Annotated in this window: 26 protein-coding genes and 1 tRNA gene; 13 read left to right on the forward strand and 14 right to left on the reverse strand. The window is 72.1% G+C overall.

Annotated elements, in window-relative coordinates; all coding sequences use genetic code 11:
• Window positions 1-3: 3 nt before the first annotated feature.
• The 4 genes from JMV16_RS16550 to JMV16_RS16565 all read right to left on the reverse strand — a co-directional run bounded on the left by JMV16_RS16550 (window position 4) and on the right by JMV16_RS16565 (window position 4,174).
• Window positions 4-1,794, reverse strand: coding sequence for a sensor domain-containing diguanylate cyclase (locus JMV16_RS16550; RefSeq protein WP_201495403.1), 1,791 nt, complete (start codon window positions 1,792-1,794; stop codon window positions 4-6).
• Window positions 1,787-2,077 carry a late competence development ComFB family protein gene (locus JMV16_RS16555; protein ID WP_201495404.1) on the reverse strand — a complete coding sequence of 97 codons (291 nt, stop codon included), beginning with the start codon at window positions 2,075-2,077 and terminating at the stop codon, window positions 1,787-1,789. The genes JMV16_RS16550 and JMV16_RS16555 overlap by 8 nt, the downstream gene beginning before the upstream one ends.
• A 76-nt stretch (window positions 2,078-2,153) precedes the next feature.
• A complete protein-coding gene (gene nadA / locus JMV16_RS16560; protein ID WP_201495405.1) occupies window positions 2,154-3,266 on the reverse strand; it encodes a quinolinate synthase NadA in 1,113 nt (370 codons plus the stop codon).
• 23 nt (window positions 3,267-3,289) lie between these two features.
• Window positions 3,290-4,174, reverse strand: a complete 885-nt coding sequence (locus tag JMV16_RS16565) for an AraC family transcriptional regulator (protein WP_201495406.1) — start codon at window positions 4,172-4,174, stop codon at window positions 3,290-3,292.
• Window positions 4,175-4,239: 65 nt separating this feature from the next.
• Here JMV16_RS16565 and JMV16_RS16570 point away from each other — a divergent pair, with 65 nt between their 5' ends.
• A complete protein-coding gene (locus JMV16_RS16570) occupies window positions 4,240-5,481 on the forward strand; it encodes an MFS transporter (protein ID WP_201495407.1) in 1,242 nt (413 codons plus the stop codon).
• A 5-nt stretch (window positions 5,482-5,486) separates the two neighbouring features.
• On the forward strand, window positions 5,487-7,196 hold the full coding sequence (locus JMV16_RS16575) for a thiamine pyrophosphate-binding protein (RefSeq protein WP_201495408.1): 1,710 nt from the start codon (window positions 5,487-5,489) through the stop codon (window positions 7,194-7,196).
• Here JMV16_RS16575 and JMV16_RS16580 read toward each other — a convergent pair.
• Window positions 7,193-8,113, reverse strand: coding sequence for an EamA family transporter (locus JMV16_RS16580; RefSeq protein WP_201495409.1), 921 nt, complete (start codon window positions 8,111-8,113; stop codon window positions 7,193-7,195). The genes JMV16_RS16575 and JMV16_RS16580 overlap by 4 nt on opposite strands.
• Before the next feature lie 105 nt (window positions 8,114-8,218).
• Between JMV16_RS16580 and JMV16_RS16585 the strand changes: the two genes are divergently transcribed.
• From JMV16_RS16585 to JMV16_RS16605, 5 genes are all read left to right on the forward strand, one after another.
• Window positions 8,219-8,683, forward strand: coding sequence for an Lrp/AsnC family transcriptional regulator (locus JMV16_RS16585; RefSeq protein ID WP_201495410.1), 465 nt, complete (start codon window positions 8,219-8,221; stop codon window positions 8,681-8,683).
• Window positions 8,680-9,204, forward strand: a complete 525-nt coding sequence (locus JMV16_RS16590) for a hypothetical protein (RefSeq protein ID WP_236580557.1) — start codon at window positions 8,680-8,682, stop codon at window positions 9,202-9,204. The genes JMV16_RS16585 and JMV16_RS16590 overlap by 4 nt, the downstream gene beginning before the upstream one ends.
• 33 nt (window positions 9,205-9,237) lie before the next feature.
• Window positions 9,238-9,314 (forward strand) — tRNA-Pro (locus JMV16_RS16595).
• A 57-nt stretch (window positions 9,315-9,371) separates the two neighbouring features.
• Window positions 9,372-9,674: a c-type cytochrome gene (locus JMV16_RS16600; protein WP_201495411.1), complete on the forward strand. Its 303-nt coding sequence runs from the start codon at window positions 9,372-9,374 to the stop codon at window positions 9,672-9,674.
• An 8-nt stretch (window positions 9,675-9,682) separates the two neighbouring features.
• Window positions 9,683-10,993, forward strand: coding sequence for an NAD(P)/FAD-dependent oxidoreductase (locus tag JMV16_RS16605; protein WP_201495412.1), 1,311 nt, complete (start codon window positions 9,683-9,685; stop codon window positions 10,991-10,993).
• Between the two features lie 92 nt (window positions 10,994-11,085).
• On the opposite strand, the gene JMV16_RS16610 is transcribed toward JMV16_RS16605, so the two are convergent.
• Genes JMV16_RS16610 through JMV16_RS16635 form a run of 6 tightly spaced genes read right to left on the reverse strand, consistent with a single transcriptional unit; the run spans window position 11,086 to window position 16,314 of the window.
• Window positions 11,086-11,712: a Rieske 2Fe-2S domain-containing protein gene (locus tag JMV16_RS16610; RefSeq protein ID WP_201495413.1), complete on the reverse strand. Its 627-nt coding sequence runs from the start codon at window positions 11,710-11,712 to the stop codon at window positions 11,086-11,088.
• Entirely contained in the window at window positions 11,709-12,548 is an 840-nt protein-coding gene (locus JMV16_RS16615; protein ID WP_201495414.1) for a universal stress protein, read from the reverse strand. Before JMV16_RS16615 ends, JMV16_RS16610 begins: the two co-directional genes overlap by 4 nt.
• A 10-nt stretch (window positions 12,549-12,558) precedes the next feature.
• Window positions 12,559-12,987: a hypothetical protein gene (locus JMV16_RS16620; RefSeq protein WP_201495415.1), complete on the reverse strand. Its 429-nt coding sequence runs from the start codon at window positions 12,985-12,987 to the stop codon at window positions 12,559-12,561.
• On the reverse strand, window positions 12,978-13,919 hold the full coding sequence (locus JMV16_RS16625; protein WP_201495416.1) for a TSUP family transporter: 942 nt from the start codon (window positions 13,917-13,919) through the stop codon (window positions 12,978-12,980). Before JMV16_RS16625 ends, JMV16_RS16620 begins: the two co-directional genes overlap by 10 nt.
• Window positions 13,916-15,115: an MFS transporter gene (locus JMV16_RS16630; RefSeq protein WP_236580558.1), complete on the reverse strand. Its 1,200-nt coding sequence runs from the start codon at window positions 15,113-15,115 to the stop codon at window positions 13,916-13,918. The genes JMV16_RS16625 and JMV16_RS16630 overlap by 4 nt, the downstream gene beginning before the upstream one ends.
• Window positions 15,116-15,132: 17 nt before the next feature.
• Window positions 15,133-16,314 (reverse strand): acyl-CoA dehydrogenase, encoded by a 1,182-nt coding sequence (locus JMV16_RS16635; protein ID WP_201495417.1) that lies wholly within the window; start codon window positions 16,312-16,314, stop codon window positions 15,133-15,135.
• Between the two features lie 84 nt (window positions 16,315-16,398).
• Between JMV16_RS16635 and JMV16_RS16640 the strand changes: the two genes are divergently transcribed.
• Window positions 16,399-17,076, forward strand: coding sequence for a DUF4197 domain-containing protein (locus JMV16_RS16640; RefSeq protein ID WP_201495418.1), 678 nt, complete (start codon window positions 16,399-16,401; stop codon window positions 17,074-17,076).
• A 6-nt stretch (window positions 17,077-17,082) separates the two neighbouring features.
• On the opposite strand, the gene JMV16_RS16645 is transcribed toward JMV16_RS16640, so the two are convergent.
• A complete protein-coding gene (locus JMV16_RS16645; RefSeq protein WP_236580559.1) occupies window positions 17,083-17,334 on the reverse strand; it encodes a hypothetical protein in 252 nt (83 codons plus the stop codon).
• A 57-nt stretch (window positions 17,335-17,391) separates the two neighbouring features.
• On the opposite strand from JMV16_RS16645, the gene JMV16_RS16650 reads away from it, so the two are divergent.
• From JMV16_RS16650 to JMV16_RS16670, 5 genes are read left to right on the forward strand one after another with little or no spacing between them, the layout of a single operon-like run.
• Window positions 17,392-18,414, forward strand: a complete 1,023-nt coding sequence (locus tag JMV16_RS16650; protein ID WP_201495419.1) for an SPFH domain-containing protein — start codon at window positions 17,392-17,394, stop codon at window positions 18,412-18,414.
• 10 nt (window positions 18,415-18,424) lie between these two features.
• The gene (locus tag JMV16_RS16655; protein ID WP_201495420.1) at window positions 18,425-20,017 is read left to right on the forward strand and encodes a DUF4178 domain-containing protein; all 1,593 of its coding nucleotides are present in this window, start codon (window positions 18,425-18,427) and stop codon (window positions 20,015-20,017) included.
• Between the two features lie 40 nt (window positions 20,018-20,057).
• A complete protein-coding gene (locus tag JMV16_RS16660; protein ID WP_201495421.1) occupies window positions 20,058-20,279 on the forward strand; it encodes a DUF350 domain-containing protein in 222 nt (73 codons plus the stop codon).
• Window positions 20,276-21,853 (forward strand): polyamine aminopropyltransferase, encoded by a 1,578-nt coding sequence (locus JMV16_RS16665; protein ID WP_201495422.1) that lies wholly within the window; start codon window positions 20,276-20,278, stop codon window positions 21,851-21,853. Before JMV16_RS16660 ends, JMV16_RS16665 begins: the two co-directional genes overlap by 4 nt.
• On the forward strand, window positions 21,850-23,460 hold the full coding sequence (locus tag JMV16_RS16670) for an FAD-dependent oxidoreductase (protein WP_236580560.1): 1,611 nt from the start codon (window positions 21,850-21,852) through the stop codon (window positions 23,458-23,460). Before JMV16_RS16665 ends, JMV16_RS16670 begins: the two co-directional genes overlap by 4 nt.
• A gap of 5 nt (window positions 23,461-23,465) precedes the next feature.
• Here the strand turns inward: JMV16_RS16670 and speD are convergent, their stop codons facing one another.
• Both speD and JMV16_RS16680 read right to left on the reverse strand, forming a co-directional pair.
• On the reverse strand, window positions 23,466-23,849 hold the full coding sequence (gene speD, locus JMV16_RS16675) for an adenosylmethionine decarboxylase (RefSeq protein ID WP_201495424.1): 384 nt from the start codon (window positions 23,847-23,849) through the stop codon (window positions 23,466-23,468).
• Between the two features lie 17 nt (window positions 23,850-23,866).
• Window positions 23,867-24,880 carry an XdhC family protein gene (locus JMV16_RS16680; RefSeq protein ID WP_201495425.1) on the reverse strand — a complete coding sequence of 338 codons (1,014 nt, stop codon included), beginning with the start codon at window positions 24,878-24,880 and terminating at the stop codon, window positions 23,867-23,869.
• Window positions 24,881-25,233: the final 353 nt, after the last annotated feature.

Consider the following 25,233-nt stretch of genomic DNA (forward strand, 5'->3'; position numbering starts at 1 on the left):
GCTTCAGGTCAGCGTGCCGAAGCCGGTGCGCGGCGCCACCTCGACGCGGGCGCGGCCGTGGTGCTTGGCGGCATAGAGGGCGCGGTCGGCGCGCGACAGCAACTGCTCCAGCGTGCTGCCGTGGCGCGGAAAGAGCGCGATGCCGGCCGAGAACGAGACGCTGGGCAGGCGGCGCCGGCCTATGGTGTTGCGTTGCAGCTGGAAGGCCTCGAGCAGACGGTCGAGCATGTTCTGCGCGCCTTCGCCGTCGATCTCGGGCATCACGGCGACGAATTCCTCGCCGCCGTGGCGGGTGATGACGTCGCTGCGGCGCAACGACTGCTGCAGCAGCGCCGAAAACTGCTTGAGCACCAGGTCGCCGGCCTGGTGGCCGTAGGTGTCGTTGATGAGCTTGAAGTGGTCCAGGTCGAGCAGCACCACGCACAGCGGGCGGCCGTTGCGGCGCGCCAGCTCGAGCATCGCCGGCGCGGTCTCGAAGAGGTAGCGGCGGTTGTGCAGGCCTGTCAGCGGATCGTGCAGTGCCTGCTCGCGCAACTGGGCCTGCAGCATGTCGGTTTCGGCGATGCGGGCCTGCAGCGCGGCGTTGAGATCTTCGAGCCGGCGGCGGTCGTCCTCGGCCGAGCGGTGTGAATCGACCGCGCAGTCACGCTCGCGCCGCGCATTGCCCAGCTGGTGGGCGATTTCCAGCGCGATGTAGCGGGCGCGTGCGCTGCGCCCCACCAACTGCTCGTGCAGCTCATGCACCTGGCGCATGCAGCGCAGCGCCGCCGCCACGTCGCCGGCGGCCTCGCAGGCGTCGGCCAGCACCAGGTGCAGCTGCAATGTGTCATAGGGATCGTCGCCCAGGCGTGCGCCGTCAAGGCGGTCCAGTGCGGCTTCGGCCAGGGTGCGCGCGGCGGCGGCGTTGCCGCGCAGCAGGCGGCAGCGCGCGCCGACCCAGGCGCGCAGCACAGCGCCTTCCTCGTCGCCAGTGGATGTGGCGCCGGGCGCACCTTCGGCGGCCTCGAGATGGCGCAGCGCCGCCTCGATCTCGCCGCTGCCCAGGCAGGCCAGGGCCAGCGAGCCGACATGACGCTGGGCCGCGTCGGGCATCAACTCGGCGGCATTGCGCTCCATGAAGGAGGCCATGGTCTGGGCGCGCTCGAAATCGCCGGCCGCGTGGTAGATGCGCACCAGGTGGGATGCGGCACTGCCCACCACCGGGCGCGCGCCGGCCTGGCGTGCCGCCAGCAGGGCCTGCTCGCACAGCGTGCGGGCGTCTTCCAGGTTGAACAGCGTGTGGTGGTAGCCGCCCAGGGCGTCGGCGGCGGTGATGCGTGGGCCTGCCCAGCCGGTTTCGTCGGCCGCGTCGCGTGCGGCGTAGAAGTGGCGCAGCGCGGCGTCGGCCTGGCCCAGGGCCTTGCAGGTGGCGGCACGCGCGCTGTGGGCGATGTAGCGCTGCATGGGGCCGGGCTGCAGGCCGTCGCGGCGGGCTATGCCGGCCTGCAGGCCGGCGGCCTCGGTGTGCCGGCCGCTGCGGTGCAGGGCCAGGGCCTGGATCTCGTCGCACAGCGCCAGGCCGGTGCCGTCCGGGCCCAGCACCAGCAGCTGGCCGGCCTCGTGCAGCGCGGCCTGGGCGGCCGCCTGATCGCCCTGGCGCGCCTCGACCCAGGCCGTGATGAGCCAGCCCTGGGCCGCATCGGCGCCACCCGCCCGGGTGAGCGCCTGGCCGCAGTCGCGTGCGGCGGCCGGGTCCAGCGTACACAGCTCCCAGCCGCGCGCCACGGCCTCGCTCAGCGGCGGGGCATCAGACACGGGACCTCAACGCCACCCGCGTCTTGACGAAGCCAAAGGCGTACTCCACCGCTTCCTGCAGCGCATGCTCGTGCTCGGTGCGCTCATGGTTGCTGAGGTAAAAAACGTAGTCGACCTGGTGACGGATGTAGCGCGGCGCCAGCTTGTTGAGCGCGACGCAGGCGACATCGGCCAGCAGTTCGGGGTTGTCGCCGACGCCGGGGTGGCGCGCCGCTTCGGCGAGCACGAGGTCGAAGACGGCGTTCTCGTTGTGGTTGTGGACGGTGGTGAAATCGACGGTCATGCTCGAAGCTCCGCGCTTGCAAGGGCTGCTGTCGGTTATCGGCGCTTGCGGGTTACAACTTAGTGTCTTCCGGCGATCAAGCGGCGCCGATGTTCTTCACCAGGCCGCCGCGCGCCGGCGCCAGGGCGGCGGGATGGCGGGTGACGAAGTCGAGCATGCGTTCGATGCAGCCCAGGGCGCGGCCACGCACCGGCTCGGCCACCGTGATCTCGCCGCTGCCATGCTCCAGGCAGGCGACCACGCCTTGCAGGCCGTTCATCGCCATCCAGGGGCAGTGGGCGCAGCTCTTGCAGGTTGCGCTGTTGCCGGCCGTGGGCGCCTCGATCAGCGTCTTGCCGGGCGCCAGTTGGCGCATGCGGTGGAGGATGCCGTTGTCGGTGGCCACGATGTAGGCGCTGGCGCTGCCCTGCACCACGGCGGCCAGCAATTGCGAGGTGCTACCCACCACGTCGGCCTGCTCGACCACGCTGCGCGGCGATTCCGGATGCACCAGGATCCGCGCGCCCGGGTGCTCGCGCTTCAGCAATTCGAGCTCGAGGCCCTTGAACTCGTCATGCACGATGCAGGCGCCGTCCCACATCAGCATGTCGGCGCCGGTCTGCTCCTGGATGTAGCGGCCGAGGTGGCGGTCGGGCGCCCACAGCACCTTCCTGCCCTGGGCGTGCAGGTGCGAGACGATGGCCAGCGCGCAGGAACTGGTCACCATCCAGTCGGCGCGCGCCTTCACGGCGGCGCTGGTGTTGGCGTAGACCACCACCTCGCGCTCGGGATGGGCATCGCAGAAGGCGGCGAATTGATCGGGCGGGCAGCCGAGGTCGAGCGAGCAGGTGGCGTCGAGATCGGGCATCAGCACGCGCTTGTCGGGGCTCAGGATCTTGGCGCTCTCGCCCATGAAGCGCACGCCGGCCACCACCAGCGTCTGCGCCGCGTGGTCGCGACCGAAGCGCGCCATCTCCAGCGAATCGGCCACCAGGCCGCCCGTGGCCAGGGCCAGGTCCTGCAGGTCGCCGTCGACGTAGTAGTGCGCCACCAGAACCGCGCCGCGCGCCGCCAGCAGCGCGGCGGCGCGTTCGCGCAGGCCCTGGCGCTGGGCCGGGGTGAGAGGTGCCGGCACCTTGGCCCAGGCCTGGGCGGTGCAGGTGGCGCCGCTGGCGTCGGGGCGGGCGTAGTCGTAGGCGATGTCGTTCATGGGTTTTCCTGGGCGGGCAGGGGCTAACCAGTGGTGAAGAAACGGCTGGGTGGCACGCCCACCGAGCGCCGCACCATGGCGGTAAAGGCGCTGGCGCTGGCATAGCCGAGTTCGGCGGCGATGTGGGCCATGGGCCGCTTGCGCGCCGCCATCGACAGCGCCTTGGCCAGCAGCACCTGCTGGCGCCATTCGGCGAAGGTGGTGCCCAGTTCCTGGCGGAACAGCCGCGCCACCGTGCGCACGCTGGCGCCCGATTCGCGCGCCCAGCCGGGCAGGGTGGGGTGGCGGCAGGGGTCGTCCAGCACCGCCTCGCACAGCGCGCGCAGGCGCTTGTCGGCCGGCAGGCCCACGCCCAGCGGCAGCGGGCGGGCGCGGCGCAGCTCGTCTTGCGCCAGTGCCACCAGGCAGCGCTCGCGCGCCAGTGGCGGCGGGTCGGGCAGGGCGTTGATCTGCTCGACCACCTCGCGCAGCAGCGGCGAGACCTCGAGCACGCGGCAGCGCTGCCAGGCCGCCGGCGTGTCGTCCAGGCTCGCAGCCGCGCCCAGCTGGGCCGGCAGGCTCTGGCCGGGCGGCAGGTGCAGGTAGAGGGTGCGCAGCTCGGCGTCTTCCACCACCGTCACCGCGTGCTCGCAGCCGGGCGGTATCCACACCGCACGCGACGGCGGCACGATGTAGGTGTGGTCGCCGGCGGTCACGCGCAGCACGCCGGTGGCCGAAAACACCACCTGGGCCCAGGCATGGCGGTGGGGCACGATGCGGGTGTCGGCCGCCAGGTGGCGGGCACGCACGCGCAGCGGACGCTCGGCGTCCGGCCCGTAGCGCACGGGGTCGGAGGGCAGGGCTGGTGAGGGCGCGGGGCGGGCAGGGCGGGCGGAACCCACGCGGGAGGCGGCGAGCGTGTCTGGCATGAAATCGACAGAACTTGTCTTGCTATCGTAACCCGGCCGGGCGGGGCCCGCTTAGGCTCGTGGCCATGGCTTCCACCCTCACGGCAAGTACACCGGCAGCGACAGCGCGCGGCGACTACGCGGTGATCTCGCTCATAGGCCTGGCACACGGCACCTCGCATTTCTTCCACATGCTGCTGCCGCCGTTGTTCCCGGCCTTCATCCGCGATTTCGGCCTCAGCTATTCGCAGCTGGGCCTGCTGGTGACGCTGTTCTTCGTGATCTCGGGCGTGGGCCAGGCGGCGGGCGGCTTTGTCGTCGACCGCATCGGCGCGCGGCCGGTGCTGTTTGCAGCCCTGGCCTGCTTCATCACCGCCGGCCTGGCGGCCTCGGTGGCCAGCGGCTACCCGGGCCTGCTGCTGGCGGCGGCGCTGGCGGGCCTGGGCAACTCGCCCTTCCACCCGGCCGATTTCACCATCCTCAACAAGCGCGTCTCGGCGCCGCGCCTGGGCCATGCCTTTTCGGTACACGGCATCTCGGGCAATCTGGGCTGGGCGGCGGCGCCGGTGTTCCTGATCGGCATCAGCCAGGCCAGTGGCAGTTGGCGCCTGGCCTGCGCCTGTGCCGCCGGGGTGGCGGCATTGGTGCTATTGCTCCTGGTGACCCAGCGCGAGCGCGTCGACGACAGCCGCGGCCAATGGGCCCACCAGGCGGCCGGCGCGGCGGCGGTGGCGGCCGAGCACCCGATGGCCTTCCTCAAGCTGCCCTCGGTGTGGCTGTGCTTCTCCTTCTTCTTCTGGACCACGGCGGCGCTTTCGGCCATCCAGAGCTTCGCCGCGCCGGCGCTTTCGCGGCTCTACGGCCTGCCGCTGTCGACCACGGCCTTCGTTGTCACCGGCTACATGCTGTGCGGCGCCGCCGGCATGCTGGCCGGCGGCTTCGTGGTGGCGCGCGTGCAGCAGCTGGAACGCACCATCGCGCTGGCCATGGCTGCGGCGGCGGCGCTGCTGCTGCTGGTAGCCAGCGGCTGGTTGCCGCCGCTGGTGGCCGCCGCGGCCGCGGCGCTGGCCGGCGCCGGCACCGGCCTGGCCGGACCTTCGCGCGACATGCTGATCAAGCGTGCGGCACCGCCCGGCGCCACCGGGCGCGTCTATGGCACGGTGTATTCGGGGCTGGACGTCGGCTTCGCGCTGTCGGCGCCGGTCTTCGGCGCCCTGCTCGACGGCGGCCACACCCAGGCCATCTTTGCCGGTGCCGCCGCAACGCTGATGCTGGGTATAGGCTCGGCCGCGCTGGTGGGTGCCAGCGTGCGGCAGCGGCTAAAGTGAGCGCGATGAACACCGCCCCCATGACGCCCCGGCCCGCCGGCCACGCCCTCGTCGAGGCCCTGGTCGCCCAGGGCGTGGACACCTGCTTCGGCGTGCCCGGCGAGAGCTATCTCGCCGTGCTCGACGGGATGCACGAGCACCGCGGGCGCATCCGCTTCATCGCCTGCCGCCAGGAGGGCGGCGCCGCCTTCATGGCCGAGGCCCAGGGCAAGCTCAGCGGCCGGCCCGGCATCTGCTTCGTCACGCGCGGCCCCGGCGCCACCAATGCCGCCATCGGCGTGCATACGGCCTTCCAGGATTCGACGCCGCTGATCCTGTTCGTCGGCCAGGTGGCCAGCGACCAGCGCGACCGCGAGGCCTTCCAGGAGATCGACTACCGCCAGATGTTCGGCCCCGGCACCCTGGGCCTGGCCAAGTGGGTGGCCGAGGTGCAGCACGCCGACCGCCTGCCGGAGTACGTGGCGCGCGCCTTCCACACCGCGATGCAGGGCCGCCCCGGGCCGGTGGTGCTGGCCCTGCCCGAGGACATGCTGACCACGCTGACCGCCGCGCCGGTGCTGCCGCGTGCCGAGCCGGCCCGCGCCTGGCCGGCCCCGGGGGGTCTGCGCGAGTTGCGCACGATGCTGCTGGCGGCCGAGCGCCCGCTGGTCATCGCCGGCGGACCGGGCTGGGACGCCGAGGCGGCCGCGGCGCTGCAGCGCTTTGCCGAGAACTGGCAGCTGCCGGTGGCCTGCGGCTTCCGCTTCCAGGACACGTTCGACAACCGCCATCCGCTCTACGCCGGCGATGTCGGCATCGCCATCAACCCGCGGCTGGCCGCGCGCATCCGCGACGCCGACCTGATCATCGCGCTGGGCGTGCGCCTGGGCGAGATGACGACCGGCGGCTACACCCTGCTGCAGGCGCCGCGGCCGGCGCAAAAGCTGGTCCACATCCACGCCGGAGCCGAGGAACTGGGCCGCGTCTACGCCGCCGACCTGATGCTGCAGGCTGCCGCCGCGCCCGCGGCCAAGGCGCTGGAGGCGCTGGCCGCGCCGACTACCCTGCCCTGGCAGAGCCAGGCCGAGGCCGCCCATGCCGACTATGAGGCCAACCTCGTGGCGCCCGCAGTGGCGCCGCTGGACATGGCGGTGGTGGTCAAGACGCTGCAGCGCCTGCTCCCCGCGGACACGGTCTACACCAATGGCGCCGGCAACTACTCGGGCTGGCTGCACCGCTACTGCCGCTACACCGGCCTGCAGCACCACGGCCGCACCCAGCTGGCACCGACCTCGGGCGCGATGGGCTACGGCCTGCCGGCGGCGGTGGGCGCGGCCCTGCTGCAGCCCGGGCGCTGGATCGTCAACATCGCGGGTGACGGCGATTTCCTGATGAACGGCCAGGAACTCGCCACCGCCACCGGCTATGGCGCGAAGAATCTGATCAGCATCGTGGTCGACAACGGCAGCTACGGCACCATCCGCATGCACCAGGAGCGCGAGTACCCCGGCCGCGTCAGCGGCAGCGAGCTCTTCAATCCCGATTTCGCGGCGCTGGCGCTGGCCTATGGCTGGCGCGGCGAGCGCGTGGACGAGACGGCGGCCTTCGAGCCGGCGCTGGCACGCGCCATCGCCGCCGGTGTGCCGACGCTGCTGCACCTCAAGCTCGACCCCGAAGTGAGCACCACGCGCAGCACGCTAAGCGCGATACGGGCTGCCGGCACCAAGAAGGCCTAGCGCCGCCCGCCCATCAACAGCAGCACGACGCCGCCGGAGACGATGGCGGCGGCCGTCCATTCGAGGCTGCTCACCGCCTCGCCGCCCACCACCACGCCCAGCACCAGGCCGATGACCGGGTTGACGAAGGTGTAGGTCGAGGCCAGCGTCGGCGTGGTCTGCTGCAGCAGCACCATATAGGCCGAGAAGCCGATCAGCGAGCCGGCCACCACCAGGTAGAACCAGCAGGCCAGCGACAGCGCATCGGGCGGCAGCGTCGGCTGTTCACCGGCCAGCCACGAGGCGCCCAGCAGCATCAGCCCGCCCACCAGCATCTGGCTGGCATAGCCGGCGGCGCCCGGGGCCAGCGTCAGCGGCCGGCCGCCGGGCAGGCCGCGCAGCGCCCACACGCTGCCCAGCGACCAGGTCAGGCAGGCGGTGGCGATGGCCAGCAGGCCGGGCAGCGAGCCGGCAAAGCCCTGGCCGCGCGTGAGCAGCAGCACGCCGGCCAGGCCCAGCAGGATGCCGGCGGCCTCCCAGCCCGAGGGGCGCTGGCCGTAGAAGCACTGGATCAGCGCCACCAGGGCCGGCACGACGGCGATGAAGGCGACCACGAGGCCGGAGTTGACGCTGGTCTGGGCCAGCGCGGTGGCGCCATAGCCGCCGCCCAGCATCAGCGCGCCCAGCACGGCGGCGTTGACCCATTGCGCCTTCGTCGGCCAGCGCGCGCCGCGCCAGGCGGCCCAGGCGCCCAGCAGCAGGCCGGCGGCGACGAAGCGCGTGCCCATCTGGAAGAAGGGTGGAAAGCTCACCAGGGCCCATTTGATGGCCAGGTAGGTCGAGCCCCAGACGATCCAGGTGGCGGCCAGGCAGGCGACGATGAGACCCGACAGGCGCGGCGCGGAGGGCATCGGGAGGGACAAGATGGCGTTGCTCATGGGCCGGCATCTTATGAAGGCCGCCTCCTTCCTTCCATGGGAATATCAAGGTCGAAAATCGGCTTTGCCTTGTGTTTGAAGGAAATCGCGCGCAAAGTCCTGGATATGGCAGCCATCACCCCCCTCGACAGCTACGACACCCGCATCCTGGCCGAGTTGCAGGCCGATGCGCGCCTGACCCTGGCCGAGCTGGGCCGGCGCGTCCACCTCAGCCAGCCGGCCGCGGCCGAGCGGGTGCGCAAGCTCGAGGCTGCCGGCGTCATCACCGGCTACCGCGCCACCGTCAACCTGGGCGCGCTGGGCTACGGCATCCGCGCCCTGGTGCGCGTGGGGCGGGCCGATCATGTGCGACTGGTCCAGCTCATCGTCACCATGCCCGAGGTCTTGACCGCCTGGAGCGTGACCGGCGAGGACAGCTCCATGCTCGAGATCGCCGTCACCGACGTGGCCCATCTCGACGCCGTCGTCACCCAGCTGTCGGCGCTGGCCGAGACCTCGACCTCCATCATCCTCAAGACCTTGCGCCAGCACCAGGTGATGCTGCCGGCGCCGGCCGGGGTGGCGGCATGAACCCCGCCGCCCCTGCCTCGGCACCCGAGGCCGCGGTGTGGGAGGTCGCGCCCGACGAGGGTGGCGACATCCAGGCCGTCGCGCGCCGCTGCCGCCGCCTCGTCGCCCAGCGCGCGCTGCTGGCCGCGGGCGTGGCGATGGTGCCGATTCCCGGCCTGGACTGGGCCGTCGACGTGGGCCTGTTGATGCGCCTGCTGCCCAGGATCAGCGCCGAGTTCGGGCTCACGCCGGAGCAGGTGGAGCGCCTGGCGCCCGAGCGCCGCGTCGTCGTCTACAAGGTCATCAGCGCCACGGGCGGCGTGCTGGTGGGGCGTATCGTCACGCGCGAGCTGGTGCTGCAGCTGGTGCGCCTGGTGGGGGTGCGCCTCAGTGCCCAGCAGGCGGCCAAGTTCGTGCCGCTGGCCGGCCAGGCGGTGTCGGCGGCGCTCACCTATGGCGCGCTGCGCTATGTCTGCGAGCAGCACATCCGCCAGTGCATGGCGGTGGCGCGCCAGCTGCAGCTGCCCATGCCGGCGGCCTAGCCATGGCCGCGGCCCCTACAATCGCGCCCTCGTCGGGGTGTAGCGCAGCCTGGTAGCGCAACTGGTTTGGGACCAGTGGGTCGAAGGTTCGAATCCTTTCACCCCGACCACAGCAAGAGCTTGTGCCCTGGCCTGCCGGCCTTCGACCAGCCCACGGAGACGCCTTCATGAAACCCCTGTTGACGGCCGTGCTGCTGGCCGCCATTGCCATGCCTGCCTCGGCGCAGGACGCCCTGCTCGGGCGCAACCTCGCCGCCAGCTGCGCCAACTGCCATGGCACCAACGGCCACGCCATCGGCGAAATGAAGCCGCTGGCCGGCGTCTCGGCCGGCCGCATCTTCGCGATGCTCACCGACTTCAAGAGCGGCGCCCAGCCCGGAACCATCATGCCGCAGATCGCCAAGGGCTACAGCGACGAGCAGATCAAGGCGCTGGCCGCGCATTTCGCGGCCCAGCAGTCGCGGAGGTGAGCGTGGCGATGGGCAAAGAATCTACCCGCGGCCTGAACCGCCGTTCCTTGCTGCTGGCCGGCGGCGGCCTGGCCCTGGCCGGCTGCGCCCCGATGGCGCCGACGTCGACCCCGGCGCCTGCCGCAACGCCGGCGCGCACCTCCATCGGCCGCGTCGTCGTCGTCGGGGGCGGCTTCGGCGGCGCCACCGCGGCGCGCTACCTGAGGCTGTGGGGCGGCGACATCGAGGTCACCCTGGTCGAGCGCCAGGCGGCCTTCGTCTCCTGCCCCATCTCCAACCTCGTGCTGGCCGGCCACCGCCAGATGGCCGACATCACGCGCGGCTATGGTGGACTGGTGTCGTTGGGCGTGCGCGTCATCCAGGGCGAGGTCATCGCCATCGATGCGGCGCGACGCCTCGTGCGCCTGGCCGAGGGCGCCGAGCTGCCCTATGACCGCCTCATCGTCGCGCCCGGCATCGACTTCATGCTCGACGGCATAGGCGGCCTGGGCGCAGCGCTGGACAGTGGCCGCGTGCTGCACGCCTGGAAGGCCGGGCCGCAGACACTGGCGCTGCGCCGCCAGTTGCAGGATCTGCGCGACGGCGGCGTGGTGGCGCTGACCATCCCGAGGTCGCCCTACCGCTGCCCGCCCGGGCCCTATGAACGCGCCTGCATGCTGGCCAGCTACCTGAAGGCGGCCAAGCCGCGCAGCAAGCTGCTGGTGCTGGACGCCAACCCCGAGATCCAGAGCAAGAAGGGCCTGTTCGATCGCGCCTTCGCCCAGCACTACAAGGGCGTGCTCGAGTACCGCCCCAATGCCGAGCTGAAGGAGGTGGGTGCCGACGGCCTGGCCCGCTTCGAGTTCGAAGACCTGAAGCCCGACCTGCTCAATGTCGTGCCGCCGCAGCGCGCCGCCAACCTGGCGCGCGACGCCGGCCTCATCAACGTCAACGGGCGCTGGGCCGGCGTGAACTGGCTGACCATGGAATCGACTGCCGTGCCCGGCATCCATGTGCTGGGCGACGCCACCTTTGCCGCACCGCAGATGCCCAAGTCGGGCCATCTGGCCAACCAGCACGCCAAGGTGGCGGCGGCGGCGGTGATCCAGCTGCTCAAGGGCGAGCCGGTGAATGCCACGCCGGTGGTGATGAACACCTGCTACAGCTTCGTCACCGCCAAGGAGGCCATGCATGTGGCCGCCGTCTACCAGTACGACGCCACCGAGAAGACCTTCAAGGCCGTGACCGGCGCCGGCGGCGTCTCGTCTGCGTCCAGCGAGAAGGAAGGCCGCTTCGCCCAGGCCTGGGCCGAGAACGTCTGGGCCGATTCTCTGGGCTGAGGCCCGACGTGAGCCCCCGGAAGGAGGCGAACGCTGGGCCCAGGACCGCGGGCGATTTCACGGCCGCGGGCTGATGCGCTTGCCGGGCTGGCCTACCAGTTGGCCAGCAGCCGCCCCTTGACCACCTTGCTCGGCCAGCGCCGCAATGGCGCATCGCCTTGCGCCGTGCACTCGCCGCTGCGGATGTCGAAGACCCAGCCGTGCTTGGGGCAGGTGAGGCTGTGGCCATCGAGGGCCAGGTGCGGGATGTCGGTGGTCTGGTGCGGGCAGCGGCTGTCGTAGACCCGCCATTCCTTGCCGGCGCGGTGGACGAAGAGGCTGCGGCCGTCGCAATCCAGGCGCACCGTCAGGCCGTCCTTGTGACCCTTGGTGGGCATCAGGTCGTGCCAGGTGCCGGCCGCGCCCAGGGCTCCGGGCTCGAACTCCGGCAGGCCCATGGCGAGGATGATGTCCACGGCCCAGACGATCCTGGTCAGCCCCAGCATCGGGAAGGCCATCAGGAGCGCGTCCAGCACCTCGGCCGGCGTACAGCCTTCGCGCAGCGCCCGCCCCAGGTACTGGCGAAAGCCGCGTTCGGTCTGCGCGTGGACCTTGCTGATGACCGAGATCAGGTTGCGCGTCTTGGGGTCGAGCTGGGTGCCGCAGGCCTTGAGGAAGGCGAAATAGTGGCCGACGGCGTCGGGCCGCGCCTTGACGAGATAGCTCAGCGCATCGCTCATGGCGGGCTCGCTCCTTGTTTGTTGACATGGACCAGCACCGGGCACAGCGCATGCCCGATCACTTCTTCGGCCACGCCGCCCAGGCGGCCGCGCTTAGGCCTGCCGCGCTCGCGCGCCAGCACCATCAGGTCGGCGCCGCAGGCCTGGGCCGCGGCCAGCAGCTGCTCGTGCGGGCGGCCGATGCGCAGCTCGCCTTCGGCCTGGCCGCACAGCGCTTGCGCCTGCGCGACGGCGGCATCCAGCGCCACCTGAGCCGCCGCCCGGGTGGATTCGGCGGCGGCCACGCACACCGCGCGCAGCGGCAGCCGGCAGGCGTCGGCCAGGGCCGCGGCCTGACGCAGCAGGGCGGCGTCGGGGGCGGTCGGGTCCAAGCCCAGCAGCACGCGCCGCGACCACATCGTCGAACCTTGCGGCGTGACCAGCACGCTGCAGGGCGCATGGGCGACGACCTGGCTCACCATCTCGCCCACCAGCAGCTGGGCCAGCAGGCCGCGACGGCCGCGGCGGCGGATGACCAGCAGATCGGCCCCGCGCTCGCGCGCCTCGGCCACGATCTCCTGGAAGAGGCGTGCGCCGCGGCGCAGGCGCAGATCCAGCGCCACGCCGGCCTGGCTGGCGCGCGCCGCCAGGCTCTGGATGCGCGCCGCGGCCTCGGCCTCGGCCTGGCGGGCGCGCTGCGGCGCCACCATCTCGAACTCGGGGTTGCTCAAGAGCGGCAGCACGCCGGCCAGTGGCAGCTGACAGTGGCTGGCCAGCGCAAAGGCCAGGGTCTCGGCGCCGCGGTCATGTTCGCTGTGCTCGGTGGCCAGCAGCAATCTCGAGTAGGGGGTGGTCAAGGGGTGTCCTTCAGCCTGCCAGGCTTGCCAGCCAGCCCGAGGCGGCCAGCGCGATCAGCGCCACCTGGGCCAGGCAGAGCGCGGCATAGAGGCGCTCGCCGCGCCGCAGGTACAGCGGCAGCACGGCCAGCAGGGCGGCCAGCGAGCAACCGGCCAGCAGGGCGATGCCGGCCAGGCCGGCGCTGTCGCCGTGGGCCAGGTCACGAAGCCAGCCCCAGCCGGCCGTGGCGTGGGTCTGGCGCAGGTAGTCGGCCACCGGCAGGCCCCACAGCTCGGGCAGGCGCTGCAGCGCCACCTGGGGCGGCAGCAGGCCCGTGGCCAGGGCGGCAAAGCTGGCCACCAGCAGCACGAGGCCGGCGCGTGCGCCGGCCTCCAGCCAGCGTGCGTAGCGCAGTTGTTCGGGCGGCTGCGCAGCGCCGTCGGGCTGCGTCATGGCCATGCCGTCACCGCCTGTTGCAGCGCGCGCAGCCCGGCCAGCAGCAGCAGCGCGATCACCAGCCGCCGCACCACCGTGCCGTCCAGCACGCCCAGCAGCCGCGCGCCAAGGCGTGCTCCCAGCATCATGCCCACCACCGAGGGCACGGCGATGACCGCCAGCACCGCGCCCTGGTCGAGGTAGACCCAGGCGGCGCTGGACGAGGCCAGCGACAACACCAGGCCCGAGGTGCCGGCTGCCACCTTGAGCGGTGCGCCCAGCAGCAGATTGAGCGCCGGCACATTGGCCCAACCCGCGCCTATGCCCAGGATGCCGCCCAGCAGTCCGATGACGCCGAAGGCCGCCAGCCCGGGCAGCGTGCGATGTACCTGCCAGCGTACGCTGCGGCCGGTGGCGCCGTCGACAAAGACGCCGTGCAGGCCCAGCGCCCGCGCCAGCGCGTCGGGCGCGGCGACCTGCGGAAACTCGGACTTGGCGGACACCAGCATCAGGCCCACGATACACAGGACGGCGCCGGCCAGCAGCAGCTGCACGCCGTGGGCCGGCAGCGCCAGCCCGATCAGCGCGCCGGCCGTTGACGCCACCGAGGCCAGCAGGGCCAGTGGCAGCGCCAGGCGCAGGCTGGCCAGGCCGCCGCGCAGCAAGGTCGGCGCCGCGGCCAGTGCGCTGGCCAGCGCCACCAGCAGGCCGGCGCCGCGCACGAAATCGAGGTGGAAGGGAAAGAAGCTGCCAACGATGGGCACGAAGAGCACGCCGCCGCCGATGCCGGCCGGCACGGTGACGATGCCGATCAGGAAACAGACGACGAAGAGCGCCAGCGGCCAGATCCACCAGGGCAGGGCGGTGCCGCCACCGGCGGCGGCCTGGGCCGAGACGGCGGCGAGCCCCAGCCCCAGGCCCACGGCCGCGACCCTGAAGCCGCCCGCATGGCTCATGGCGCGGTCCGCACCGCCGGCGCGGCCGTGTGCGGGAGGACAGCCAGTGCCGCCAGCGCCAGCAGGGCCAGGGCGGCACCGGCGACGAAGGTCCAGCGCGCGCCCGCCAGATCCCAGATCAGGCCGGCCGCGGCGCTGGCCAGCAGCAGGGCCGCGCCGCTGGCGAGATTGAAGAAGCCATAGGCCGTGCCCAGCAGTGCGGGCGGCGCGGCGTCGGCCACCTGGGCCGCCAACAGGCCCTGGGTGAGGCCCAGGTGCAGGCCCCAGAGGGCGACGCCGGCCCACAGCCAGGGCCCCGCCTCGGCGCCCGCCAGCGCCAGGTCGGCCGCCACCAGCACCAACAGCCCGAGGGCCAGCAGCGTGCGCCGGTCCATGCGGTCGGCCAGGCGCCCGGCCGGGTAGGCGCTGGCGGCGTAGACCCCGTTGAGCGCGATCAGCACCAGCGGTACCCAGGCCAGGCCCAGCCCGCCCTGCTGCGCCCGCAGCAGCAGAAAGGCCTCGCTGAAGCGCGCCAGCGCGAAGAGGCTGCCCACCGCCACCAGCCGCCAATAGGCAGCCGGCAGTCGCGCCAGGCTGACGCGCGACAGCGGATTGACGGCCGGCGCCGTGGCGGCGCGCGGCGCCTCGCGCACGCCCAGCGCCAGCAGCAGCACCGCCAGCGCGCCGGGGATGGCGGCGACCCAGAACACGGCGCGCACGTCGTCAGACCAGGCCAGCATCAGCGCCACCGCCAGCAGCGGGCCCAGGAAGGCGCCCACGGTGTCCAGCGCCTGCCGCAGGCCGAAGGCCTCGCCGCGCCGGCCGGCCGGCGCGTGCTCGGCCACGAGGGCGTCGCGCGGTGCGCCGCGCAGGCCCTTGCCGAAGCGGTCGAGCAGGCGCGCGCCCAGCACCAGGCCGGGCCCGCCGGCCAGTGCGAACAGCGGCTTGGAGGCCGCGCCGAGGCCGTAGCCCAGCAGGGCCAGCGGCTTGCGCCGGCCCCACCAGTCGGACAGCAGGCCCGAGAACACCCGCGTGGCCAGCGCCGTGGCCTCGGCCGCGCCGTCGATCAGGCCCACCATCAGCGCGCTCACGCCCAGGGTGCCGACCAGGTACACCGGCAGCAGCGCGTGGACCATCTCCGAGGACAGGTCCATCAGCAGGCTCACGCAGCCCAGCACCCAGATCGTCGCCGGCAGCGGGGGCGCGGCGCTTTTCACGGCTGGGGCGGCTGGGGCTAGAAGGCGGCGATGCCGGTGATGGCGCGGCCCAGGATCAGCGCGTGGATGTCGTGCGTGCCCTCGTAGGTGTTGACGACCTCGAGGTTGACGAGGTGGCGGGCGACGCCGTACTCATCGCTGATGCCGTTGCCACCCATCATGTCGCGCGCCAGGCGGGCGATGTCCAGCGCCTTGCCGCAGCTGTTGCGCTTCATGATGCTGGTGAGTTCGACCGCGGCCGTGCCCTCGTCCTTCATGCGGCCCAGGCGCAGGCAGCCCTGCAGGCCCAGGCTGATCTCGGTGACCATGTCCGACAGCTTCTTCTGGATCAGCTGGTTGGCGGCCAGCGGCTTGCCGAACTGCTTGCGGTCGAGCACGTACTGGCGGGCCCGGCTGTAGCAGTCCTCGGCCGCGCCCATCGCGCCCCAGGCAATGCCGTAGCGGGCGCTGTTGAGGCAGGTGAAGGGGCCCTTCAGGCCGCGCACCTCTGGGAAGGCGTTTTCCTCGGGGCAAAACACGTCGTCCATCACGATCTCGCCGGTGATGCTGGCGCGCAGGCCCACCTTGCCGTGTACCGCAGGCGCCGAGAGGCCCTTCCAGCCCTTCTCGAGCACGAAGCCGCGGATGGCGCCTTCATCGTCCTTGGCCCAGACGACGAAGACATCGGCGATGGGGCTGTTGCTGATCCACATCTTGGCGCCGCTCAGGCTGTAGCCTCCCGGCACCTTGCGCGCCCTCGTCACCATGCTGCCGGGGTCGGAGCCGTGGTCGGGCTCGGTCAGGCCGAAGCAACCTATCCACTCGCCGGTGGCAAGCCGGGGCAGGTACTTCTGCTTCGTGGCCTCGTTGCCGAACTCATTGATCGGCACCATCACCAGCGACGACTGCACGCTCATCATCGAGCGGTAGCCCGAGTCGACGCGCTCGACCTCGCGTGCGATCAGGCCGTAGCAGACGTAGTTGAGGTCGCTGCCGCCGTAGGCCTCGGGGATGGTGGGGCCCAGCAGGCCCAACTCGCCCATCTCGCGGAAGATGGCGGCATCGGTCTGCTCGTGGCGAAAGGCCTGCTGCACGCGCGGCAGCAGCTTGTCCTGGCAGTAGGCGCGCGCCGCGTCGGCGACGGCGCGCTCGTCGGCGCTCAGTTGCTGTTCCAGCTGCAGCGGATCGGCCCAGTCGAAAGAGGCACGGGTTGTGGCCATGAAGTAGCTCCTTGGATGCGGGTGCGGAGGATGGCTGGATTCTGCAATGCCTCAAGATCGCGGCTTGTTCACAAGGAGGCCCGCATGCAAAGACGTTCGTTCAATCACGCCCTGGGCGCCACCCTGGCCGGCTCGGCCCTCTGGAGCCCGGCCTGGGCGCTGAGCGAGGGTGACGCCGCCCAGGGCATACGCCAGGCCCTGCAGCGCGGTGCCGAGGCGGCGCTGGCGCTGCTGGGCCGCAAGGACGGCTTTCTCGGCAACCCCAACGTCAAGATTCCGCTGCCCGACCACCTGGAAGATGCCGCGAAGCTGCTGCGCTCGCTGGGCCAGGGCCGGCGCATCGACGAGCTGGTGACGGCGATGAACCGCGCCGCCGAGGCCGCCGTGCCCGAGGCGCGCAGCCTGCTCGTCGCCGCGGTGCGCGGCATCAGCGTGCAGGACGGGCTCAGGCTCGTGCGCGGCGGCGACAGCGCCGTCACCGACTTCTTCGTCGACAAGACACGCGCGCCGCTGGGCGAAAAGTTCCTGCCCATCATCAGCACCGCCACCGAGCGCGTCGCGCTCGCCAAGAAGTACAACGGCGTCGCCGGCAAGGCCGCCGGACTGGGCCTGGTCAAGCCCGAGGACGCCACCATCGAGAAATACGTGACGCGCAAGTCGCTCGACGGCCTCTACTACGTGATTGGCGAGGAGGAGCGCAAGATTCGCCGCGACCCGGTGGCCACCGGCAGCGCCCTGCTGCGGCGCGTCTTCGGCGGCTGAGGCCGCTCAGCGCTTCAGCGCCGCGCGGATGCGCGCGATGGTCTCGTCGACGCGGGCGTGCCTGGACACCTCCAGGCCCAGCCGGCGCGCGATGTCGTTGACGCGCGCCGGGTTGAGCGGTATGCCGCCGGCATCGACGGCGCGTATGAGGTCTTGCGCGCGCTGGCGGTCGGAAACCGGGACGGCCGGGCGGGCCGGCGGCGGCTGCCACCAGCGCATCAACCAGGTCCAGGGCTTGATCTCGGGGCGCTTGGTCACGGGGGGCCTATGATGCCGCCGCATCGCGTGTGCGATGGGCGTGAGGAGGAGTCTGCCATGGGCCTGATGGACTTCATCAAGAAGCAGTTCATCGATGTTCTCGAATGGACCGAATCCGGCGACGGCGTGCTCGCCTGGCGCTTTCCGATGGCGGGCAACGAGATCCAGTACGGCGCTTCGTTGACGGTGCGCGAATCGCAGGCCGCGCTCTTCGTCAACGAGGGCCAGGTGGCCGACCAGTTCGGCCCCGGCATGCACAAGCTGGTGACGCAGACCATTCCGGTGCTCACCTACCTGAAGAACTGGGACAAGCTGTTCGAGAGCCCGTTCAAGAGCGACCTCTACTTCTTCTCGACCCGCCTGCAGGTGGATCAGCGCTGGGGCACGCAGCAGCCGGTGACGCTGCGCGACAAGGATTTCGGCGCCGTGCGCCTGCGCGCCTTCGGCAACTACGCCTACCGCGTGGCCGACCCGAAGAAGTTCCACACCGAGATCTCGGGCACGCGCGACACCTACACCGTGGCCGATCTCGACGGCCAGCTGCGCGGGCTGATGCTGCAGCACATCAGCGACGCGGTGGCGGCCAGCGGCATCGCCTTTCTCGACCTCGCGGCCAACCAGATCGAGTTCGCGCACCAGCTCCAGCTGGCCACCGCGCCCAGCTTCGAGGCCCTGGGCCTCAAGCTCGAGAGCGTGACGCTGCAGAACATCTCGCTGCCCGACGAGTTGCAGAAGATCCTCGACCAGAAGATCGGCATGGGCATGGTCGGCAACGACATGGGCCGCTTCATGCAGTACCAGACCGCCCAGGCCCTGCCCGAGATGGCCAAGGGCGCGGCCGGTGGTGGCGGCGGCGGCATCGCCGGCGATGCCATGGGCTTGGGCGCCGGCATGGCGCTGGGCCAGGTGCTGGCGCAGAACCTGGCCCAGGGCCTGCAGCCGGCGGGGGCAGCCGCAGCAGCGGCCAAGCCCGACGAGATCATGGCCATGCTCGAGAAGCTGGGCGATCTCAAGGCCAAGGGCATCCTCACCGACGAGGAATTCAGCGCCAAGAAGGCCGAGTTGCTGAAGAAGCTTTGACGCGGCCGCGGTGGCGCCGCCCGCAACATCCCCCCAGCGCGCCTGGCGCGCCGCCTGCCCCAATTGCGGCGCGCCGGTCGAATTCGCCTCGGCCGCGTCGGCCAGCGCCGTCTGCGGCTATTGCCGCAGCACGCTGCTGCGCGATGGCGAGGCGCTGTCGCGCATCGGCGTCAGCGCCGAACTCTTCGACGACCACTCGCCGCTGCAGCTGGGTGCCAGCGGGCGCTGGCAGGGGCTGGATTTCACCCTCGTCGGGCGCCTGCAATACCGCTTTGATGGCGGCAGCTGGAACGAGTGGCACGCTCTCTTCGGCAATGGCCGCAGCGGCTGGCTGTCCGAGGACAACGGCGCCTATGTGCTGGCCTTCGACGCGCCGCTGCCGGCCGCGGCGCCGGCGCTGGATGAACTGGCTGCCGGCGAGCAAAGGCTGATCGCCGACCAGTCCTGGAGCGTGGCCTCGGTGCTGCGTGCCAGGCTGGCTGCGGCCCAGGGCGAGCTGCCGCGGCCACCGGCCCTGGGCGAGCGCGAGTTCATCGTCGCCGACCTGCGCAATGCCCAGGACGAAGTGGCCACGCTGGACGGCGCCGACCCGGCGCGCCCGGCCTGGGCCGTGGGCCGCGCCGTGCGCCTGGACGAGTTGGCGATGCAAGGCCTGCGCGAGGCCGTGGCCAAGACCCTGTCCGGCCGCGCCCTGGCCTGCCCGAGCTGCGGCGCGGCGTTGGCGCCGACCTTGCAGACCACGCAGTCCATCGTCTGCGGCCAGTGCATGGCGGTGGTCGATGTCTCGCAGGGCGTGGGCGCCGAACTCGCCCACCACGCGCAGGCCAATGCCGGCCACGACGGCGCCATGCCGCGCATTCCGCTGGGCGCCAGCGGCCCGCTGGCGCTGGGCGGGCCGCTGCGGCCCTGGCAGGTGGTGGGCTATGTCGAGCGCTGCGACATTCCGGCCGCGGGCGACGACGAGGAGACGGTCTACTGGCGCGAATACCTGCTTTACCACCGCACGGACGGCTTCGCCTTCCTGGTCGACGCCGAGGACGGCTGGAGCTGGATGCGCCCGCTCACCGGCGCGCCCCAGGCCAAGGGCGACCGCGTGCAGTGGCAGGGCCGCCGTTACCGTGCCAAATACAGCTATGCCGCGCGGGCGAGCTGGGTGTTGGGCGAGTTCTACTGGCGACTGGCGCTGGACGACCGCGCCCAGGTCACCGACTACATCGGCGAGGGCAAGGACAGCGACCGCCGCCTGGCGCGCGAAGCCGTGGCCGGCGAGGTGACCTGGAGCGAGGGTGCGGCGTTGAAGGCGCAGGTCGTCGAAGCGGCCTTCGGCCTTGCCGCCGGCCGCCTGGCCGAGGCCAGGCCGACGCTGGGCACGCTGAACGCCGAGGCCGCCGGGCCGCTGGCCAAGGTGGCGCTGGTGGTGGTGGTGATCGCCTTGCTGTTCTTCATGTCCTGGCTGGAAAGCCGCGACGACTGCAGCGCGCTGCGCGACACCTACGGCGCCAGCAGCGCCGAATACCGGCAATGCACGGCTTCCTCGGGCAGCAGCGGCCGCATCGGCGGCGGCTCCTGGGGTGGCTATTCCAGCGGCGGCGGCCACAAGTAGCGCCGCGCTGCCGACTGAAACCCAACTGGAGGACGCCCTCATGGACCTGGACTGGCTCAAACCCGCCATCGTGCTGGGATCGGTGCTGTACGCGGTGATCGGCGTTGCCGTGCTGTGGCTCAGCTTCGTCGTCATCGACAAGCTCACGCCCTACAAGCTGTGGGAGGAGATCTGCGACCGCAAGAACGTCGCGCTGGCCATCGTGGTGGGCGCCATGTTCATCGCCATCGGGCAGATCGTCGCCGCCGCCATCCACGGGTGAGCGCGCCGCCCCTTGCCGAGGCGCCGCCAGCCGCCGCGCGGGTGGCGCCGGCCGAACTGGCGCTGCTGGTCTCGGTCTTCGTCATCGCCGCCTGCGGCCTGGTCTACGAGCTGGCCGCGGGCGCGCTGGCCAGCTATCTGCTGGGCGATTCGGTGCTGCAGTTCTCTACCGTGATCGGCGTCTACCTGTTCGCGATGGGCGTCGGCTCCTGGCTCAGCCGCTACATCGAGCGCGAGCTGCCGGCGCAATTCCTGCGCATCGAGCTGGCGGTGGGCCTGGTCGGCGGCCTCACGCCGGCCTTGCTGTTCACCGCCCACGGCCTGCTGCCGGCCAGCGGCGAGGCCGCCTTTCGCACCCTGCTGTACGCGCTGGTGCTGGCGGTGGGCGTGCTGGTGGGGCTGGAGATTCCGCTGGTGATGCGCATCCTCAAGCGCCAGTTCAGCGCCCGCTATGCGCTCAAGGATCTGGTGTCGCAGGTGCTGACCTTCGACTACCTGGGCGCGCTGGCGGTGTCGCTGGCCTTCCCGCTGCTGCTGGTGCCGCAGCTGGGCCTGGTGCGCACCGGCCTCTTCTTCGGCCTGCTGAACGCCACGGTGGCGCTGTGGGCCTGGTGGCTGTTCCGCGCCGAACTGCGCGCACGCCGGGCCCAGGGCTGGGCCTGCGTGGGGGTGATCGTGGCGCTTTCGGCGGCCCTGATGGGCGCCGAGCGCCTCAGCAGCTGGGCCGAAGACCGCTTCTACGGCGACCGCATCGTGCTGCGCGAATCCAGTCCCTACCAGCGCGTCGTCGTCACCGCCGGGCCAGCCGGCACGCGGCTCTTCTTGAACGGCAATCTGCAGTTCCACACCCGCGACGAATACCGCTACCACGAGGCCCTGGTACACCCGGCGCTGGCCGCCCACGGCGCGGCGAAGCGCGTGCTGGTGCTGGGCGGCGGCGACGGCATGGCGGTGCGCGAAATCCTCAAGTACCCGGGCGTCGAGCAGGTCACGCTGGTGGAGCTGGACCCGCACATGCTGCGCCTCTTCGGCGGCCTGCCCCTGCTGCGCGCGCTCAACGGCGACGCGCTCAACTCGCCGCGCGTGCGCCAGGTGCAGGCCGACGCCTACACCTGGCTGGAGAGCCACGACGAGGTCTTCGACGTCATCGTGGTCGACTTCCCCGACCCCAGCAACTTCGCCCTCGGCAAGCTCTACACCACCAGCTTCTACGAGCGCCTGGACCGCCACCTCTCGGCCGGTGGCTATGCGGTGGTGCAGGCCACCTCGCCGCTGGTGGCGCGGCGCAGCTTCTGGACCGTGGTGGCCACGCTGGAGGCCGTGGGTCTGGCTACCCAGCCCTACCACGCCCATGTGCCCAGCTTCGGCGAATGGGGCTTCGTGATCGCCTCGCGCCGGCCCTGGCGTCGCCCCACGGCCTTGCCTGCCGGCCTGCGCTTCCTGACGCTGGAGGGCCTGCCGGCACTGATGCAGTTCCCGCCCGACATGGCGCGAGTGGCGGCCGAGCCCAACCGGCTTTCGAACCAGGTGCTGGTGCAGACCTTCGAAGAGGAATGGGGCGCGGTGCAGCGATGAGGCCAGCCCGGCGCCAGGCCCTGCTGGCCACGGCCGCGCTGGCGCTGGCGGGCTGCGCGCGGCCGGGCCCGCCGCTGCAGGGCGGCTGGGTGGGCAGCGACCCTGCGCGCGGCCATGGCCTGCGCGCTGTGCCCCGCGACAAGCTGGCCACCGGCCCGGTGCAGCGCGCCGCGGCCCTGGTGGTCGGCGCCGGCGTCGCCGGGCTGGCCGCGGCGCGGGCGCTGATGCAGGCCGGCGTCGACGACATCCGCGTCTTCGAGCTCGAAGACCAGGCCGGTGGCAACAGCCGCGGCCATGTGGTGGACGGCATCGCCTGCCCGCTGGGCGCTCACTACCTTCCACTCCCGGGGCCCCAGGCGCATGAGGTGGCGGACTGGTTGCACGAGATCGGCCTGCTGCACACGGTGGCCGGCCGCACGGTGGCCGACGAGCGCCACCTGTGCCACAGCCCGCAGGAGAGGCTGTTCATCGATGGCGCCTGGCATGAAGGACTGCTGCCGCCGGCCGCATCGGGCTCGGCCACCCGGGCCGAGTACCAGCGTTTCGCCGCGGCCGTGGCACGGGCCCAGCGCGAAGCCGGCTTTGCCATCCCCAGCCGCCGCGCGCCCTGGACCGACGCCCACCGCCGCCTGGACGCCCAGACCTTTGCGCAGTGGCTGGATGGCCTGGGCCTGCGCGACGAGCGCCTGCGCTGGTATCTCGACTACGCCTGCCGCGACGACTACGGTGCGCCGGCGGCCGAGGTTTCGGCCTGGGCCGGTCTGCATTACTTCGGCAGCCGCCACGGCTTTCACGCCCCCGGCGCCGAAGACGGCGAGCGCGAGGCGGTGCTGACCTGGCCCGAGGGCAATGCCTGGCTGGTGCGCCACCTGGCCGCGCCGTTGGGCGAGCGCCTGCTGGCGGCGCGCAGCGCGCGCCGGGTCAGCGTCGGCCGCCATGGCGTGGAGTTGACGGTGTGGAACGAAGGCCGTGGCACGGCCGAGACCTGGGCCGCGCCGGCCGTGATCCTGGCCGTGCCGATGCATGTGGCGGCACGAATCGTCGACGCGCCGCCGCCGGCGCTGGTGGTCGCCGCAGCGCTGATCACGCATGCTCCCTGGCTGGTGGCCCACCTGCGCCTGGACGCGCCGCTGCTGGACCGCGGCGTCGGCGCGTCGGCGGCCTGGGACAACGTCTACTACGGCGGCGCCTCGCTGGGCTATGTCGACGCCGGCCACCAGCGCATGGACCCCACGCCCCGGCCCACCGTGCTGAGCGCCTACTGGGCGTTGGCGGCAGCCCAGCGCGCGGCGCTGGCCGCACCCGATTGGCGGCCCTGGGCGCAGCAGGTCATCGCCGAACTGCTGCCCTTGCACCCCGACCTGCCGCAGCGCCTGCAGCGCCTGGACCTGGCCCGCCACGGCCACGCGATGGCGGTGCCGCGGCCGGGCGTGCGCGGCCATGCGGCGCTGGTCGCACTGGCCGATGCGGGGCCGGCGACAAGGCTGCACTTCGCTCACGCCGATCTCTCGGGCTATTCCGTCTTCGAGGAGGCCTTCGGCCACGGCCACCGCGCCGGAATGGCGCTGGCGCGGCAGTGGCAGCGCGGCCTGTTTCGCCGCGCCTGAAGAGCCTACGGCGCGGCGCCGCGGCGCAGCCGGTTGCGCGTCACCGAGCGCGGCGCAAAGCCGCGCAGCAGGGCTTGCAGCAGCGCATCGGCGCGTTGCGAGTTGTCGGCGCCGAAATTGCAGACGTAGACATCCAGCGTCACCGCGCCCAGTTCGGGCCAGGTGTGGACGGCCAGGTGCGATTCGGCCAGCAGCACGACGCCGGTGACGCCACCCCCGCCACCGGCAGGGGCCGCGTCGCCGAAGCCGTGGAAAAGATCGCCCACCGCCTGCAGCCCGGCCGCGGCCACGGCCTGTACGCACAGTGCGCGCAGCGCGCTGGCGTCGCGCATCGCCGGCAGCGCCTCGTCGCAGCCGCGCAGATCGGCCGTGAGCTGCAGGCCTTCCAAGCCGGCCCCTTGACCGATCAGCCCGTGGCGCAGGCCGAGCCTGCCGCCACCGCTGCTGCCGGCAGGGCCGAGCCGGCCTTTTTCTGCGCCAGCGTGACGCCGTTGCGAACGGCCACGATCTCGGCCGCGATGGACACCGCGATCTCGGCCGGCGTGCGCGCGCCCAGGTCCAGGCCCACCGGGCCGTGCAGGCGGGCGATTTCGTCGGCGCTGAGGTCGAAGAGCTTGAGCCTGTCCTTGCGCCGGGCGGTGTTGGCGCGCGAACCCAGGGCGCCCACGTAGAAGGCGGGCGACTTCAGCGCCTCGAGCAAGGCCAGGTCGTCGAGTTTGGGGTCGTGGGTCAACGCCACCACGGCGCTGTGCGGGTCGAGCTGCAGCTCCTGCACCAGGTCGTCGGGCATGGACTTGCTGAAGCGCGTGCCGGGCACGTCCCAGGTCAGGTGGTACTCCTCGCGCGGGTCGCAGCAGATCAGCTCGAAATCCAGCGCCAGCGCCATGGGCGCCAGGGCGCGGCTGAGCTGGCCGGCGCCGATCACGACCAGACGCCAACGTGGGCCGTAGAGCGCGCGCAGCGTGTGGCCGTCGAAGACGAAGGCCTCGCCGCGCACGGCCGCCTCCACCGTGACGGCGCCGCTGGCAAGATCTAGCCGCCGCGCCACCAGTTCATGGCGCGCGGTGCGGGCCAACACGTCGTCGATCCAGGCGGCGTCGGCCAGCGGCTCTTGCACCAGCCGCAGCGTGCCACCGCAGGGCAGGCCGAAGCGGGCCGCCTCTTCCTTGCTGACGCCGTAGTTCACCAGCGCCGGTGCGCTGACGCGCTCGCCCTCGCGCACACGGGCGATGAGATCGTCCTCCACGCAGCCGCCGCTCACCGAGCCCACCACCAGGCCGTCATCGCGCAGCGCGAGCAGGGCGCCGGGCGGGCGCGGCGCCGAGCCCCAGGTCTCGATCACCGTCACCAGCCACACGCCGCGGCCGGCGCGTTGCCATTCGCGCGCCTGTTGCAGCACCTGCAGGTCCAGGCTGTCCATCACTATGCCCTCCGGAGGAAGGGCGAAGTATGCGGCCCGCCCGCGGCCGGCGCTGAGCGCGGGTGACGATCCCGCCCGCGTCTCAGGCCGGGATCACCAGCACCGCGATAGACGCCACCGCCAGCACCGCAATGGCCGCCGTGCCCCAGGCCGAGCCCCAGATCCGTGCATCGAAGAAGTTGCGCCGCATGAAAACTCCCTTGGCATGCGGCTTTTGGCCGCCATGCGCAAAGGCCAGCACGCGGCGTGCCGGATCGAGGATGCCCCCCAGGATCGAGGGGGCCTTGCGCTGATGTCGGGCTGCATACACACCTGCATCGGCGTCCGCTCAGGCATGCTGTGATCTGTGTCGA

The sequence above is a fragment of the Rubrivivax sp. A210 genome, assembly GCF_904426505.1.
In the GTDB taxonomy this organism is placed as follows: domain Bacteria; phylum Pseudomonadota; class Gammaproteobacteria; order Burkholderiales; family Burkholderiaceae_C; genus Rubrivivax.

Coding starts and splice junctions, on each gene's coding strand:
- JMV16_RS16555 (WP_201495404.1), bottom strand. CDS start 2,077: ATGACCGTCGATTTCACCACCGTCCACAACCACAACGAGAACGCCGTC.
- nadA (WP_201495405.1), bottom strand. CDS start 3,266: ATGAACGACATCGCCTACGACTACGCCCGCCCCGACGCCAGCGGCGCC.
- JMV16_RS16565 (WP_201495406.1), bottom strand. CDS start 4,174: ATGCCAGACACGCTCGCCGCCTCCCGCGTGGGTTCCGCCCGCCCTGCC.
- JMV16_RS16570 (WP_201495407.1), top strand. CDS start 4,240: ATGGCTTCCACCCTCACGGCAAGTACACCGGCAGCGACAGCGCGCGGC.
- JMV16_RS16575 (WP_201495408.1), top strand. CDS start 5,487: ATGAACACCGCCCCCATGACGCCCCGGCCCGCCGGCCACGCCCTCGTC.
- JMV16_RS16580 (WP_201495409.1), bottom strand. CDS start 8,113: ATGAGCAACGCCATCTTGTCCCTCCCGATGCCCTCCGCGCCGCGCCTG.
- JMV16_RS16585 (WP_201495410.1), top strand. CDS start 8,219: ATGGCAGCCATCACCCCCCTCGACAGCTACGACACCCGCATCCTGGCC.
- JMV16_RS16590 (WP_236580557.1), top strand. CDS start 8,680: ATGAACCCCGCCGCCCCTGCCTCGGCACCCGAGGCCGCGGTGTGGGAG.
- JMV16_RS16600 (WP_201495411.1), top strand. CDS start 9,372: ATGAAACCCCTGTTGACGGCCGTGCTGCTGGCCGCCATTGCCATGCCT.
- JMV16_RS16605 (WP_201495412.1), top strand. CDS start 9,683: ATGGGCAAAGAATCTACCCGCGGCCTGAACCGCCGTTCCTTGCTGCTG.
- JMV16_RS16610 (WP_201495413.1), bottom strand. CDS start 11,712: ATGAGCGATGCGCTGAGCTATCTCGTCAAGGCGCGGCCCGACGCCGTC.
- JMV16_RS16620 (WP_201495415.1), bottom strand. CDS start 12,987: ATGGCCATGACGCAGCCCGACGGCGCTGCGCAGCCGCCCGAACAACTG.
- JMV16_RS16625 (WP_201495416.1), bottom strand. CDS start 13,919: ATGAGCCATGCGGGCGGCTTCAGGGTCGCGGCCGTGGGCCTGGGGCTG.
- JMV16_RS16635 (WP_201495417.1), bottom strand. CDS start 16,314: ATGGCCACAACCCGTGCCTCTTTCGACTGGGCCGATCCGCTGCAGCTG.
- JMV16_RS16640 (WP_201495418.1), top strand. CDS start 16,399: ATGCAAAGACGTTCGTTCAATCACGCCCTGGGCGCCACCCTGGCCGGC.
- JMV16_RS16650 (WP_201495419.1), top strand. CDS start 17,392: ATGGGCCTGATGGACTTCATCAAGAAGCAGTTCATCGATGTTCTCGAA.
- JMV16_RS16660 (WP_201495421.1), top strand. CDS start 20,058: ATGGACCTGGACTGGCTCAAACCCGCCATCGTGCTGGGATCGGTGCTG.
- JMV16_RS16670 (WP_236580560.1), top strand. CDS start 21,850: ATGAGGCCAGCCCGGCGCCAGGCCCTGCTGGCCACGGCCGCGCTGGCG.
- JMV16_RS16680 (WP_201495425.1), bottom strand. CDS start 24,880: ATGGACAGCCTGGACCTGCAGGTGCTGCAACAGGCGCGCGAATGGCAA.